The organism is Corynebacterium sp. MSK150 (assembly GCF_030229215.1).
GTDB lineage: Bacteria > Actinomycetota > Actinomycetes > Mycobacteriales > Mycobacteriaceae > Corynebacterium.
In genome coordinates this window covers 173,729-186,772 of the sequence record NZ_JASPHM010000003.1, presented here as the reverse complement: position 1 = coordinate 186,772, position 13,044 = coordinate 173,729, and the positions used below count along the sequence as shown (strand labels likewise).

Sequence of the window (13,044 nt, the reverse complement as noted above, 5' to 3'; positions counted from 1 at the left end):
GCCGCGCAGTGGGCTTCCTTTTTCTATATCCATCCCTGGGCATGTGCAGTAGTTGCTGCTTCAAAGCGGTTCCCAGTTCCTGTCTTGGCGATGAGCGATGAGACAATATTGCGCACTGTGCCAGTGCTCAGGTGAAGATGCCCGGCAATCTGGCGGGTGTCGCTTCCCTCCAAGACATGACATGCGATCTCCTTTTCGCGTGCGGTTAGTGGATTGTCGGGCGTGAAAATAGTTTCTTGGGCCAGTGCAGGGTCGATGACCTTTAGACCGGCGTGCACTCGCCTTATGGCTTCGGCAAGTTGTTCGGGTGGGGTGTCCTTGACTACGAAGCCAGCTACGCCTGTTTCCAAAGCACGTTTGACGTAGCCACTGCGCCCAAAGGTCGTGACAATCAGGCTGCGGCAACCCGTGCCCTCAAGTTCAGCGGCCGCATCAAGACCGTTCTTACCGGGCATTTCAATATCAAGTAGCGCAACGTCGACGCCATGCTTGGCGACGAGCCCCGCAACCTCCGCGCCCGTTGCACACTCAGCCACAACGCTGATATCTGGCTCTGTCTCCAAGAGGGCAACTAGCGCCCCACGCACCAATGATTGGTCCTCAGCAATGAGAACTCGGATGGGATCAGTCATTGCCTGAGCCTCCGGCGGTAGTAAGAGGAAGAAAGTCCGTATCGCCATTCATAGTAACCAAGGCCAGAGTACAGCCCTTGCGGCGCGCAAAAAGCAGCTGTCCCCCAGCATCTGTTATACGTTTGCGCAAACCGACAATCCCACCGTGGGCACGAGAAAGACTTTCGTCAGCGTCAAACCCGCAGCCATCGTCTACCACTTGGAGTTGGTGGTCTGTCACCTGAACCCAACAGTGCGCTGCGCCTGAGTGCCGGACCACGTTTGTGGTTAGCTCACGCAGGGCCCAGGAAAATTCGGCGTCGTAAAGCCCAGCGCTTTTGGCCGCAGAGGGCAAGTACGACTCAATGCCGGCAGTGTCGAGAGCCCTGTAAGTCGCGTGGATTTCCCCTTCAAAAGTGGGCATGCGCATCCGGGTTACTGTGGAGCGGACTTCCGCCAAGCCTCTCCGAGAAAGCATGCTCACCTCCTGGAGCTCCTGCTGCGCCCGTTGCGGATCCGAATCTATTAGACGCCGGGCAAGCTCTGATTTGAGGTTGATAACGGTTAAAGAGTGGCCCAAGAGATCGTGAACATCGGTAGCGATATCCTCGCGTTGGCGTGCCAAGTCCAATTCATGCTCCAATTCAGCGCGGCTATCTTCGCGCTGGGAAAATGTACCTAGCAGCACTAGTAGTATTGGCCAGACGAAGAGGACTATCAGGGCCCAGCCGGTGCTTTCAGGAGCGAAGAACCACGTGGTGGTGGCGAGCACGGTCCCCATTAGCAGGGTAAGCGCTAATGCTCGGCGTAGAGAAAGGTTAAAGCCGATCAGCGCCGCAAGGTAGGGCACAAACGTGACGGCTATTATCCCGAAGAAACAAATTGATATCGCTGCGATGGCCGCGAGTGACACCCAGTAGAGCCCGATCCGCTGTCCTAACCGCCATCCGCGTGGGTAGTAGCCCACAGCGCCAAAAGAAAAGAAGTAGACGGCACTAAACGCTAAAGCGCACGCAGATGCCCCAATTCGTTCAGCGAGCGTCGTTCCCGGCGCGGCAAAGGTCATCACCAACCCGGGAATGAGGAAGACCAACCATACGCTGGCGAAAAGAGCGCTATTAAGGCTAAAACCGCGCCACGGATCGCGAAAGGGGCCCATTAACGGCGCGCCTTGTCGCGGGAGCGCAGCACCAGGCAAGCGGTGAGAAAGATGGTCGTCCATACCGCGAAGTTTAACCATGCGGCCCACATGGGGTGCGACACGGTGCCTTCCTCCCCGCTAAGAAACTGCATGCCTTCTGCAAGGGGCCACTGGGCGAGCACAACCGGGCCAAAGAGGGGAGTGAAGCGGCCCAATTCCATCAGCGGCTCAGTAAGTGGAGTGAATACATTGGCGGCAAAGAGGAAGAGGACAACGGACGTCGAGGCGATTGCGACAGAATTGTCGGTGGGCAAAGCCATGGCCCACACCAAGCCATAAAAGCCAAAGGGAATGGAAACTAGGACGCAAGCGATGAAGGCTAAAATCCACTGGTGTGGTTGCATTGCAGCTTGTGTCACGGCGCCGGTGATAAATACCGCGGTGATGGGGAGCAGTGCCTGAAAGCCGATTGATATGAGGTTTGCCCACAGAAGCTGTCGTGGGTGCAGAGGAGTGAGGGCTAATTGACGCGCCCACCCAGTCTTCGCATCTGTCACAGCGGAACCAGAGGCGGAGACGGAACCAGCGACGCCGCCGTAAAGGGCCATGCTGATCATCTCTAAGGCGGCGAAGTTTCCTCCTTTAAAGGGGGCATCACCAAAATCCATCATGGTGCCAAAGAGGAGGTAAAAGAATACCGGCAAGATGGTACTGAAAAAGAGGGGAGTAAGGTTGCGACGAAGGCGCAGCAGGTTGTGAGTGGCAAACCGGAGAGTGCGCGCACTGGTCGTTGCAGCTTGTGTGGTCATGGCATGTTCCTTTCGCGAAGTAGCTAACGGAGCGACGGGCTAGGACTGGGACGCTGTCAAAGCAAGAAATGCGTCCTCTAAGGAGTGTTTGCGAATAGTCAGGTCATGGGCCGAGGTGTGGTTGAGAAGGTAATTCGCAAGTACATCGGAGTCACGGGTGGTCATCCGGGCGTGAGTGCCAGACAAGGAAATCTCGGCGACGGTGGGTAGCTCTTTCGCATTTAAAGGTGTGCCGTCGAACTTTGCCTCGACTATGCGCTTGCCTGACTGTTCGCGTAGTTCTGTGGCCTGAGCATCTGCGCGCAGCTTTCCTTCATGCAGGAGGATTATCCTTGCTGCAAAATTGTCTGCCTCTTCGAGGTAGTGCGTAGCGAAGACAATGGTGCGTCCCTGTTCTGCTTGTCTGTGCATGGTGGACCAGAACTCGTAGCGCGCTTGAGCATCCATGCCAGCTGTAGGCTCATCGAGCAATAAAATGTGGGGATTGCCTAAAAGAGCGAGGGCGAATCGCACGCGTTGTTGCTCGCCACCAGAGCACTTTCCTACTGGGCGGTGCAGGATCCGGTCTAGGTCTGCTTGTTTGGCAACTTCTCCGATGGGAAGGGGATGGGGAAAGGTAGAGGAAATCATCTTTAGTGTGTCCAAGACTGTGAGCTCGGGTAGCAGGCCACCGGTTTGCAGCACGGCGCCAATCTGTGCCGCGCGGATCGCGGTGTGCGGTGTGTGTCCAAGCACGGAAACGCTGCCGGAGGTGGGGGTGGTAAGCCCGAGGATGAGGTCAAAAAGGGTGGTTTTGCCTGCTCCATTGGTGCCTAATAGGCCTACGATCTCGCCTTGGGCGATGCTGAAGGAAATTTCGCTGAGCGCCTGGACGGGATGGGAGGATCTCGTGGCGAAGGTTTTACTGACTCCGGATACGTCTATAGCCAGCGGTTGTGCGGTTGATGGATCTGTAGTTCTCATACCTGGAAGGTATCTATAGCCAGCAAAAATGATGAATAGAATCTGTCAGCACATTTTCATGACAAGTGTCATGACGCGATAAGGTAGGAAAGTGCTTACTACTCTCGCAGCGGCTACTGGACTATTCGTGGCCACCAACATCGATGACATTGTGGTGTTGTCCCTCTTCTTCGCCCGTGGAGCTGGACGCAAGGGCACGACGCCCGCGATTCTGCTAGGTCAGTATGTGGGGTTTCTTGGCATACTCGCGGCCTCTGCCGTTGTCGGACTGGGCTTTAATGCTGTTTTGCCTGAGGAATTGATTCGCTACTTTGGTCTCATTCCATTGATTTTGGGCCTATGGGCAGCGTGGCAAGCATTCCGGGGTGAGGATGACGATGAGGACGTTTCGGGTAAAAGGCTTAGCGCACTTGCGGTAGCCGGGGTGACCTTCGCCAACGGTGGCGACAATATCGGCGTCTATGTGCCAGTTTTTACCACCTCTACGCCGGCTGAGGTAGCGATCTATTGCGTGGCTTTCTTAATTCTGGTGGCGCCCCTAGTGTGGGCAGCGCGGTTTGTGGCCACGCGGCCGGGCATTGCAGAAGCACTGGAAAAGTGGGAAAGCGTACTGTTTCCAGCGGTCTTGATTCTTTTAGGAATTGCGATCTTGCTTGCGGTGTAAACGCAGAATAGAAAAAGCCGGCACCTTTACGGTGCCGGCTGAACTTTTTGTCGGGCTAACAGGATTTGAACCTGCGACCCCTACACCCCCAGTGTAGTGCGCTACCAAACTGCGCCATAGCCCGCCGTCGAACTGTGCGACTTGTCTAGATTACATCAGTAGGATTCTACTGTGAAATTTGGGGTGTAACCTGCGCTAAAACTCGCCACTGGAGTACACCCAAGCGCCGCCGACACGGCGAAACGAGGAACGCTCGCGTTGTGAGCCAACGGCCGCGCCTTTATAGAAGGCCTCAAACTCCACTACGCCGGAATTATCGAGCAATCCGCCTGCTTGGGTGTCCAGAATATCGAGGCGATAAAACCGGACGGGAGAATCAGCCAAGTCGAGTGTTGCAGGGCGAGTATCGGGATCCCACGTACGGAGGAGATAGGCTTCGTCTCCAGTAACAAAGGCGCTAAAGCGCGAGCGCATGAGCGCCTCCGCAGTGGGGGCGTTGGTGCCGGCATGGTACTTGCCACAGCACTCGCCGTAGGTCAGGCCGGTGCCGCACGGGCAGCGGCGCGAGGGATCAAAGGCTGCCATTAGTGCGCGTCCACGTCCACGATGGTGACGTTGCCGAGCATGCGCTCAACATCGGTGTCCTTCGCGGCAGAGCGCAGGGCGGACTTTTCTTCCGCTGACAGTTTTCCGGCAAGCTCGATGCGGCGTTCGAAGCTAGCGGGGCCGGTTTGGGTGATGCTCACGTGGACGTCGTCAAGCGCAAGCCTCTTGCCGGCATCCTTGATTGCTTGGGTGGCGGCCGTAGCCAGCGCGGACATAACAAGGCCCTCTGCGGTAAAGCCCTTACCCTTGCCGCCATTCTTCTTCGTGCGGTCGGCACTGAGGTTGTGGTCATTATGGCGGACGACCACGCCGAATTTGGTGCCGGTGGCCGGCTGCGCAACGGCGGCGTCGGTTCCTACTTCCTCCGGGCGGTAATCAGGAACGATAAACTGCTCGGCCCACGCACCGATGAGATCCGCAGCGCGGGCTGCCGTGCCCTGCTTGGTGAGCAGATGATCGGTCTTGTCCAGGGAAACCAAGGATTTGGGGTAGCGCGTGAGCAGGAAGATATTTTGCGCATTGTCTATGCCCACCGTCTGGTCAATGGGTGAGTGCAACACCATCAACGGCTTGCGGAGCTTGGGCAGGTACTCCTCAGGGTTGGTATCGGCCAAGTCCTCGAGGAACTTGCGGGAAATGATAAGGCCGCGGCCACCGAGGATTACTTCCACCTCTCCGTTGGCGTCGACCTCGCCAATTTTGTCCGCATAGTGAAGCACGGAGTGGGCAGGATCAAAGGGCGCGCCAATGGTGGCTACCGCCTTAAGTGATTTCATGGTGGTGGCCGCCTTCAATGCAGCGGCGCCACCGAGCGAGTGGCCCATGAGCAATTGTGGAGCAGAGTAGTTCTCCGTCAGCCAGGCGGCAGCGGCATGGATATCATCAACATTTTGGCTAAAGGTAGTATCGCCAAATTCTCCGGCGGACTGGCCAAGACCGGGAAAATCGAAACGTAAAGTGGCGATGCCGAACTCGGTGAGCTGCTTCGCGGTGCGGGCAGCACCGGGAGTGTGGCGCGAGCCGGCGAAGCAATGGGCAAAGATGGCATAGGCGATCGGGGGAGAATCCGGGAAGTCGATGGTTCCGGCCATCTCGGTTCCCCGGCTCGAAGGCAGCTTAACATTGACGGATTGCATGAGAACTACAATAACGGGCCTCTTACCCGCAAGCCATACCAGGTTGACTACAGTCGATAGGAGCAATCCAAATAAGGAGGATGAGGTATGGGCGCGTTCGATTGGTTCTGGAAAGCAATGGGCTCGCAAAGCGAGCGTAACGATAAGAAATCCAAGGCCATCGTGGGTTCAGCCGATGAAGCGGCTCGGGCATTGGGCCAGCAGGACGACGCAGCTGTAGCCCAAGCTGCACGCGATGCCGTTGCAGGCGGCGAGATTGCGGATAAGGCGCAGTTCCTCGCGGCCCTAGCAGTAGCGTGCGAGCGCACCCTAGGGATGCATCCCTTCAATGTGCAGTCCCAAGCCGTACTGCGCCTGCTTACCGGAGACGTCATCCAAATGGCCACCGGCGAAGGCAAAACTTTGGTGGGTGCCATGGCGGCTACGGGTTTCGCGTTGACTGGCAAACGCGTCCACGTTGTCACCGTCAATAACTATCTTGCCGCCCGCGACGCCGAATGGATGCGTCCTGTCGTGGAGTTCTTTGGATTGAGCGTTGCCTCGGTTACGGAGGGCATGACACCGGATGAGCGACGCGCTGCGTACGCGCAGGATATTATCTACGCACCGGTCAACGAACTGGGCTTTGATCTGCTCCGTGATAACCAAATTACTGATCGCTCCCACACGGTGCAGGCCGCCGGCGACGTTGCCCTCGTAGACGAGGCCGACTCTGTCCTAGTGGATGAGGCCCTTGTGCCCCTGGTGCTGGCCGGAAATCGGCCAGGTGAGGCCCCCACCGGGCACATCACCAATGTGGTTTCCCGTTTGCGCGAGAAGCTGGATTACTCCATCTCTGAGGACGGCCGCACCGTTCAACTGACGGAGACTGGTGCCCGCCGCGTGGAGCAGGAATTGGGCATTGATTCGCTCTATTCGGAGGAAAACATCGGCACCATCTTGGTGAAGGTTAACCTCGCCCTGCATGCAAAGGCCCTGCTTATCCGGGACATCCACTACATCGTGGTGGATGGCAAGCTGCAGCTTATCGACGCCTCCCGGGGCCGCGTCGCAGACCTACAACGCTGGCCCGACGGGCTCCAAGCGGCAGTAGAAGCCAAAGAAGGCCTCGAGGTTTCCGAAGGTGGGCGCATCCTCGACACCATCACGCTGCAAGAACTTATGCGACGTTACCCACTTGTGTGCGGCATGACGGGTACCGCGGTGGAAGCGACCGATCAGCTGCGGCAGTTCTATGATCTTCATGTATCCGTGATTGACCGCAATAAGCCGCTGCAGCGCTTTGATGAGCAAGACCGCATTTTTGCGACCGTCGATGATAAATCTGCCGCCATCGTGGAGGAAATAGCCACCATTCACGCCACGGGGCAACCCATCCTTGTGGGCACGCAGGATGTAGCCGAGTCGGAAGATCTGGCGGATGCTCTCCGCGAGCGGGGCATTGAAGTCAATGTACTCAACGCCAAAAATGATGAGCAGGAGGCACAGATCGTCGCCGAGGCCGGCGATATTGGACGCGTCACCGTCTCTACTCAGATGGCCGGGCGCGGCACCGATATTAAGCTGGGCGGTGCTAACGAAGCTGACCATGATGCAGTAGCGGAGTTAGGTGGCTTGGCGGTTATCGGTACCTCCCGCCACCGCACCGCCCGCTTGGATAACCAGTTGCGCGGCCGTGCGGGTCGGCAAGGCGATCCGGGCCTATCCCTATTCTTCGTCTCCCTCGAAGATGATGTGGTCCAGCAAGGCGGCGACGGCGAGACTGTGCGTGCTCAACCGGCAGAAGATGGGCGCATTGAATCCAAGCGAGTAAGTGATTTCGTGGCACACTGCCAGCGCGTGACCGAGGGCCAACTACTCGAAATTCATGCCCAGACCTGGAAGTATAACCAGCTCCTAGCTGATCAGCGCATCATTATTGATGAGCGCCGAGCCAAGCTGTTGGATACTGATCAAGCGTGGCAGGAACTATCCCAACGTGCTCCGGAGCGTGCAGCAGAGCTATCGGAGGTTCCAGAGGAAGCCCGCATCAAGGCCGCGCGCGAAATCATGCTGTATCACTTGGACTTGGCCTGGGCCGACCACCTAGAGCTCATGGACGATGTGCGCGAGTCGATCCATCTGCGCGCCATCGCCCGAGAGACTCCCATCGACGAGTACCACCGCATTGCGGTGAGGGAGTTTAAGGACTTGGCTCAGAGGGCCGTAGACAAGTCTGTGGAGACTTTCCATACAGTGCTTATCGACGCCGCCGGGGCACACCTCGATGACGCCGGCCTCGCTCGTCCGAGTGCTACATGGACCTACATGGTGTCCGATAACCCCCTTGCGGGCAAGGGAAATTCCGTGCTGAGCGGCATCGGAAACATTTTCCGGTGAAATAATTCCCCGCGAAGGGGTCACGGATTCAAATGAGTCGCTAGTATTGTTATAAGTAACTCGTAACTAATCCCCGGAGGTAACAATGAGCGAGAACACCGGAACCCCGGAACCACAGGTAGAGACCACATCTGTATTCCGCGCAGACCTGCTCAAGGAGATGGAAAACGGCGCGAATGGCAATGATGCTACCGTTGCCGGCACCGACAATCTGGCGGAAGGTCAAGCCCTCCTCGTGGTAAAGCGTGGCCCGAACGCAGGTGCCCGCTTCTTGTTGGATCAGGCGACTACTACCGCCGGCCGCCACCCTGAGGCAGACATCTTCCTCGATGACGTTACGGTGTCCCGCCGCCACGCGGAGTTTCGCAAGAATGATGACGGCAAGTTTGAGGTAGTTGATGTGGGATCCCTGAACGGAACCTACGTTAACCGCGAGCCCCGCAACTCCCAGGTGCTCGAGGTAGGAGACGAAATCCAGATTGGCAAGTTCCGCTTGGTTTTCATCGCTAACCAGAGCTAATTTTTTACGTAGACTAGCCGCGCTTCCTTACTAGGAGGGGCGGTGTAGTCTACTTATGGCACGATAAGAACTTTCAGTACCCCTAAGAGATAGACACAGTGAGCGCAGCAGATTCTTCGGCAGCAGCAGTACGCCGCACCAGCCCTAAAGCTAAGAAGCCAAAGACCATGTCCATTGGCGTGGTTTTGGAAACGCTGAATCAGCAATTCCCAGACGTCACGGTGTCTAAGATTCGCTTCCTCGAATCTGAGGGGCTCATCAGTCCACAGCGCACGGCCTCTGGCTATCGCCGCTTCACCCAAGAAGACGTGGACAGACTGCGGTATATTCTCACCACTCAGCGCGATAACTATACGCCGCTGAAGGTTATCCGCGAGCAGCTAGAAGCCATGGATTCCGGCCAGGTGACCGCCATTGTTTCTGCGGGAAATGCAGAAACCCTACTCTCGCCGCAGCAGTTTAGGGCCCCTGTGGTCACGCGCCTGACCGACGTAGAGGTAGCTACCCAAGCTAGTGCCAGCGAAGATGATGTAGCTTCCTTGGTTAAATATGGCCTCATCCGCCCGGATGCCGCAGGCTTTTTCAATACCGACGACGTAGCCATTGTCTCTGCAGCGGTGGCCCTCAAAGCTTTTGGTTTTGGCGCCCGTGAACTCAAGTCCCTGCGTAATAACGCCCGCCGGCAGGCTGATTTGATTTCCCAGGCGGCAGCTCCCGTGGCACACTCAAACTCTGATACCGCGCATCAGAAGGCAGAGGAAATCTCCCAGCAAATGACCGCTCTAGTGGTCTCCTTGCACGCAACTCTGGTGAAGTCGGATCTGCGCGACGAATACCACTCCTAATACACACGTAATCCCGCGTTTGTGGGAGAGTGGTATTTATGAGTGATGTATCCCTAGAGTTTCACGGTATCCACCAGGTAGGCCCCGAAGACGATGTGTGCGCTGTGCTGCGCTGGCCGGAAGAGAACCGGTTGATCCCCGTGTGGATCTCCCCGATTGAAGGCATGCAACTAGCTGCCGCTTTAGACGGCCACCAGCCTAATCGTCCCACCTCGCACGATCTTATCTGCGAGGTACTAGAGGGCACTGGCGGGGTAGAGGCCATTGAAATTGCCAACTACCACCAGGGAACGTTCATGGTAGATATTAAGGCTCCGAACGGAGAGGTTTATGACTCTCGGTTGAGCGACGCACTTGCCGTATCCGAATATTTCCACGTCCCCATTTCAGCCGAGGCGGATCTCCTTGCCCAGGTTTCCGTATATGCCAGTGATGCAGACGTGAAAGAGTACTTCGACCTGGAAATTTCCACCCACGCCGCAGGCGATAATCTACCAGCCAGCGAAAACAATGATTCCTCGACCTCGGCGTCGGGAAATGCCCAGGCAGATGCGGATTTTGAAGCCATGATGAGGTCTTTGGGTATGGAGGAAAAGGATTTCCTATCGGGGGATGACGACGAAAAAAGTTAATGACACGCGTGTGACTAATGGTGACAATGGGGTTTGAGAAGTCTAAAGTTGTACTTGACAGTTGAGCAAGCAGCGCTTGACGGGCGTATGCGCTTGGCTTTTAATTGATCTTTAGAAATTCCAACAAACCCCATTGGAGTAATTACGTGAGCATTAACGAGGACTCCCAGTCCGAATCCACCTACGTACAGGAATCGCTTTTTGACGTCGGACCCGACGAAGAGGTGGGCTACCGCGTTCCCATCGCTTGCCAAGTTGCCGGCATCACCTACCGCCAGCTGGACTATTGGGCACGCACCAACCTGGTCAACCCTTCCATCCGCACGGCGCGCGGCTCCGGCTCCCAGCGCCTGTACTCCTTCAAGGATGTACTGGTGCTCAAGATTGTGAAGCGCCTCCTGGATACCGGCATCTCTCTGCAAAATATCCGATTGGCAGTTGAGTCCCTGCGGGATCGTGGTGTGAATGACCTAGCAGAGCTCACCCTCGTATCCGACGGCACTACCGTTTATGAGTGCCGTTCCAACGATGAGGTCATTGACTTGCTCGCCGGCGGCCAAGGCGTCTTCGGCATTGCAGTTCCGGGCATCTTGAAGGAGCTGTCCGGCACCATTTCTTCTTTCCCTTCGGAACGCATCGAAGACTTCGCCGAAGACAATGTAGTCGGCCTCGACGAGTTGGCCGCTCGTCGCAAGCGCAAGAGCTCCTAGGCTCGTCCACACAGAATCCACCCTCCTCCCAGCTCACGGGGAAGCAGGGTGGATTTTTGATCTCTATCGCAATGAGTGCACCATCCAAGACAGTCTATTCCGCGCTGTGTGGCCTCGCGGGATCGAAGTCGAGCCCAGGCTTAGTACCCGAGCCGACTCTGTGTTTAGATCTGGTGCAGTGCCCGTAGTTCCGCGGTGTAGGAGAGCACTAGTCACAATAAGCCGACAAGAAAGGCACCGAACGAGGCGTCGTTCGGTGCCGTAGGCAAGGAAGAGTTGCGTATTAGACTCCTGCGGCCTTATTAATTGCTCCAGAGACCGTCGCTTCATCGGCTGAGTCAACAGAGGTGAAGCTATCAGCCGCGGACTTCAGTGCGGCATCGACATTGCCTTCACCGACATGGACGACGCTGAGGGAAACGTCCTTGGAGGCGGCGTCTTCAAGAGCGGACGTGAATTGCGCGTCACCCATGTCCTGCTCGGTACCAGTAGTTACCACGACCACGCGTGCCTTGTCGCCAGTTCCTGCGGCTTGATCGGCGGCATTGGCGATAGCTGCTACAACGGCGCTGCGTGTTTGTGGAACACCGCCAGTTCCAAAGCCACCGAGCGTTCCGGATACAGCGTTGCCATCACCAAAGCCTAGGTTTTGTCGGAAGCCAACCGTGGCGGTCTCGGAGATAGGAGAGGAGTAGTTCCACAAAGAAACTGCTCCGCCGTCAGCGGCTAGGTCAGAAGCAGTGGTGCCCAAGGCTTCGGATACAGGGCCGTACATCGGCGCCATGGCCGTAGAGGTATCCAAGAGCAGGAGCGTATTTGCCGCCATCGTCACATCGGGCTTGGGAGCTGCTGCGGAACTCGTCGCTGGAGCGGAGCTCTTCGGGGAAGAACTCTTGGGGGCAGCGGAGGTGGAAGCACTGGAAGCAGCTGTCGTACTGGTCTCCGGTGCGTCCTCGGTGCTGCTTTCCACTGCGGCGGGTGCGGCGGAGTCTTCGCCGTCGTCGTTGCCTGCGCCGCGCAAAAGGAAGACCACCAAGGCAATTATGGCCAGCAGCGCGATAATAGCCACCGCAATAACCCATCCCGCTACTGCGAAGCTATTTTTCCCGTTTGAATGCCGTGCCATGTGGTGTCTTCCTCCCAAACAAACTGCCGTTGTTAGTGGCTCATTCTAGCGGGGCAAGTGCTTGATCTATCACAGCGACAAGCCGGTCTCGCAGTGGTTTAGCTGTGAGCGCCAGCGTTCGTTGCCTCGAGACGTACTCGGCCTTGCCCTCAGGGGTCTCGATGGGTACCACGCCAAGTCCCCAATCACGGCAGTCATAAGGAGATGCCTCCATGTCAAGGATGCGCGCTTCAATCGCCAAATCCAGACATTCAAGGAAAAGTTCGCCTGGTACGAGAGGTCCCAGCTTCCAGGCCCACTTATATAGATCCATCGTGACGTGTACGCAGCCTGCCTGGTCATTGTCGGGCTGATTTTCACGATGCAGGACAGTGAGGTTAAGAGGGCGAGCAGGAGGGGTAAAGAACCGGAAGGCATCATAGTGAGAACACTTAATTGAGTGCTCATCGACAACCCGGTTGGTGCCGTCCGCACCGAGCCGCAAGGGCAGCGAATGACGCGGGGAATCTGTGTGGTAGACCATTGCCCATTCATGCAGACCGAAGCAGTCAAAGTGGACCGGATTGGTCGCGGAACGCCGAAGCAGATTGGAGATATAGCGAACCGAGTCACCACGACGCTCTAGAAAGCTGGCGAGGTCGACGGTGATGCCTTCTGAGGTGGCGTGGTAATCCCGCCATTCAGCGTGCTGAGGAGTGCCTGCTAGCGCAGTTCCTACACCCGGGTGCCAGCGCTTTAGGTGAGAGGGACGTACGGGGTAGTACTCAAAGAGAAAATCGAAAACAGGGTGGTAGCTGCCAGGATGCCGGAAGCGCTCCAAGCGGTCTGTGGCTTGCTTTTCGTGTTCATGCTGTTGAGCACTCCAGTCCTCAGGGCTCAAGATGCGCATGAGCGTTCACCTC

General features: G+C 56.9%; 14 protein-coding genes and 1 tRNA gene. 6 read left to right on the top strand and 9 right to left on the bottom strand.

What is annotated here, in order from left to right; genetic code table 11:
- Positions 1 to 23 precede the first annotated feature (23 nt).
- Genes QP941_RS03245 through QP941_RS03230 form a run of 4 tightly spaced genes read right to left on the bottom strand, consistent with a single transcriptional unit; the run spans position 24 to position 3,524 of the window.
- Positions 24 to 632: a response regulator transcription factor gene (locus tag QP941_RS03245; RefSeq protein WP_284766448.1), complete on the bottom strand. Its 609-nt coding sequence runs from the start codon at positions 630 to 632 to the stop codon at positions 24 to 26.
- A complete protein-coding gene (locus QP941_RS03240; protein ID WP_284867983.1) occupies positions 625 to 1,770 on the bottom strand; it encodes a sensor histidine kinase in 1,146 nt (381 codons plus the stop codon). The genes QP941_RS03245 and QP941_RS03240 overlap by 8 nt, the downstream gene beginning before the upstream one ends.
- On the bottom strand, positions 1,770 to 2,561 hold the full coding sequence (locus tag QP941_RS03235; protein WP_284867982.1) for an ABC transporter permease: 792 nt from the start codon (positions 2,559 to 2,561) through the stop codon (positions 1,770 to 1,772). Before QP941_RS03235 ends, QP941_RS03240 begins: the two co-directional genes overlap by 1 nt.
- 39 nt (positions 2,562 to 2,600) lie before the next feature.
- A complete protein-coding gene (locus tag QP941_RS03230) occupies positions 2,601 to 3,524 on the bottom strand; it encodes an ABC transporter ATP-binding protein (protein ID WP_284867981.1) in 924 nt (307 codons plus the stop codon).
- Positions 3,525 to 3,615: 91 nt separating this feature from the next.
- On the opposite strand from QP941_RS03230, the gene QP941_RS03225 reads away from it, so the two are divergent.
- Entirely contained in the window at positions 3,616 to 4,188 is a 573-nt protein-coding gene (locus QP941_RS03225; protein WP_284867979.1) for a cadmium resistance transporter, read from the top strand.
- 50 nt (positions 4,189 to 4,238) lie between these two features.
- Here the strand turns inward: QP941_RS03225 and QP941_RS03220 are convergent.
- The 3 genes from QP941_RS03220 to QP941_RS03210 form a co-directional block, all read right to left on the bottom strand.
- Positions 4,239 to 4,312: transfer RNA gene (locus QP941_RS03220), tRNA-Pro, on the bottom strand.
- A gap of 71 nt (positions 4,313 to 4,383) precedes the next feature.
- Positions 4,384 to 4,773 (bottom strand): YchJ family protein, encoded by a 390-nt coding sequence (locus QP941_RS03215; RefSeq protein ID WP_284766453.1) that lies wholly within the window; start codon positions 4,771 to 4,773, stop codon positions 4,384 to 4,386.
- Positions 4,773 to 5,930, bottom strand: a complete 1,158-nt coding sequence (locus QP941_RS03210; protein WP_284768984.1) for an alpha/beta hydrolase family protein — start codon at positions 5,928 to 5,930, stop codon at positions 4,773 to 4,775. The genes QP941_RS03215 and QP941_RS03210 overlap by 1 nt, the downstream gene beginning before the upstream one ends.
- A gap of 87 nt (positions 5,931 to 6,017) precedes the next feature.
- Here QP941_RS03210 and secA2 point away from each other — a divergent pair, with 87 nt between their 5' ends.
- The 5 genes from secA2 to QP941_RS03185 all read left to right on the top strand — a co-directional run bounded on the left by secA2 (position 6,018) and on the right by QP941_RS03185 (position 11,016).
- The gene (gene secA2 / locus QP941_RS03205) at positions 6,018 to 8,309 is read left to right on the top strand and encodes an accessory Sec system translocase SecA2 (RefSeq protein WP_284766455.1); all 2,292 of its coding nucleotides are present in this window, start codon (positions 6,018 to 6,020) and stop codon (positions 8,307 to 8,309) included.
- An 85-nt stretch (positions 8,310 to 8,394) separates the two neighbouring features.
- Complete coding sequence (gene odhI / locus QP941_RS03200; RefSeq protein ID WP_049378119.1) at positions 8,395 to 8,829, top strand: oxoglutarate dehydrogenase inhibitor Odhl; 435 nt, start codon at positions 8,395 to 8,397, stop codon at positions 8,827 to 8,829.
- 98 nt (positions 8,830 to 8,927) lie between these two features.
- A complete protein-coding gene (gene ftsR, locus QP941_RS03195) occupies positions 8,928 to 9,674 on the top strand; it encodes a transcriptional regulator FtsR (protein ID WP_049378120.1) in 747 nt (248 codons plus the stop codon).
- Positions 9,675 to 9,712: 38 nt separating this feature from the next.
- Positions 9,713 to 10,306, top strand: coding sequence for a bifunctional nuclease family protein (locus QP941_RS03190; protein WP_225746973.1), 594 nt, complete (start codon positions 9,713 to 9,715; stop codon positions 10,304 to 10,306).
- A gap of 146 nt (positions 10,307 to 10,452) precedes the next feature.
- Entirely contained in the window at positions 10,453 to 11,016 is a 564-nt protein-coding gene (locus QP941_RS03185) for a MerR family transcriptional regulator (RefSeq protein WP_204609122.1), read from the top strand.
- Positions 11,017 to 11,299: 283 nt separating this feature from the next.
- Here QP941_RS03185 and QP941_RS03180 read toward each other — a convergent pair whose 3' ends face one another.
- Together QP941_RS03180 and QP941_RS03175 are read right to left on the bottom strand one after the other, a co-directional pair.
- Positions 11,300 to 12,142 (bottom strand): hypothetical protein, encoded by an 843-nt coding sequence (locus QP941_RS03180; protein WP_239278838.1) that lies wholly within the window; start codon positions 12,140 to 12,142, stop codon positions 11,300 to 11,302.
- Positions 12,143 to 12,182: 40 nt separating this feature from the next.
- The gene (locus tag QP941_RS03175; RefSeq protein ID WP_284867978.1) at positions 12,183 to 13,031 is read right to left on the bottom strand and encodes a 3-methyladenine DNA glycosylase; all 849 of its coding nucleotides are present in this window, start codon (positions 13,029 to 13,031) and stop codon (positions 12,183 to 12,185) included.
- Positions 13,032 to 13,044: the final 13 nt, after the last annotated feature.

What these genes read in the sequence shown, in the direction of transcription:
- QP941_RS03245 (WP_284766448.1), bottom strand. Translation starts at nt 632, where the DNA reads ATGACTGATCCCATCCGAGTTCTCATTGCTGAGGACCAATCATTGGTG.
- QP941_RS03240 (WP_284867983.1), bottom strand. Translation starts at nt 1,770, where the DNA reads ATGGGCCCCTTTCGCGATCCGTGGCGCGGTTTTAGCCTTAATAGCGCT.
- QP941_RS03235 (WP_284867982.1), bottom strand. Translation starts at nt 2,561, where the DNA reads ATGACCACACAAGCTGCAACGACCAGTGCGCGCACTCTCCGGTTTGCC.
- QP941_RS03230 (WP_284867981.1), bottom strand. Translation starts at nt 3,524, where the DNA reads ATGAGAACTACAGATCCATCAACCGCACAACCGCTGGCTATAGACGTA.
- QP941_RS03215 (WP_284766453.1), bottom strand. Translation starts at nt 4,773, where the DNA reads ATGGCAGCCTTTGATCCCTCGCGCCGCTGCCCGTGCGGCACCGGCCTG.
- QP941_RS03210 (WP_284768984.1), bottom strand. Translation starts at nt 5,930, where the DNA reads ATGCAATCCGTCAATGTTAAGCTGCCTTCGAGCCGGGGAACCGAGATG.
- secA2 (WP_284766455.1), top strand. Translation starts at nt 6,018, where the DNA reads ATGGGCGCGTTCGATTGGTTCTGGAAAGCAATGGGCTCGCAAAGCGAG.
- odhI (WP_049378119.1), top strand. Translation starts at nt 8,395, where the DNA reads ATGAGCGAGAACACCGGAACCCCGGAACCACAGGTAGAGACCACATCT.
- QP941_RS03190 (WP_225746973.1), top strand. Translation starts at nt 9,713, where the DNA reads ATGAGTGATGTATCCCTAGAGTTTCACGGTATCCACCAGGTAGGCCCC.
- QP941_RS03180 (WP_239278838.1), bottom strand. Translation starts at nt 12,142, where the DNA reads ATGGCACGGCATTCAAACGGGAAAAATAGCTTCGCAGTAGCGGGATGG.
- QP941_RS03175 (WP_284867978.1), bottom strand. Translation starts at nt 13,031, where the DNA reads ATGCGCATCTTGAGCCCTGAGGACTGGAGTGCTCAACAGCATGAACAC.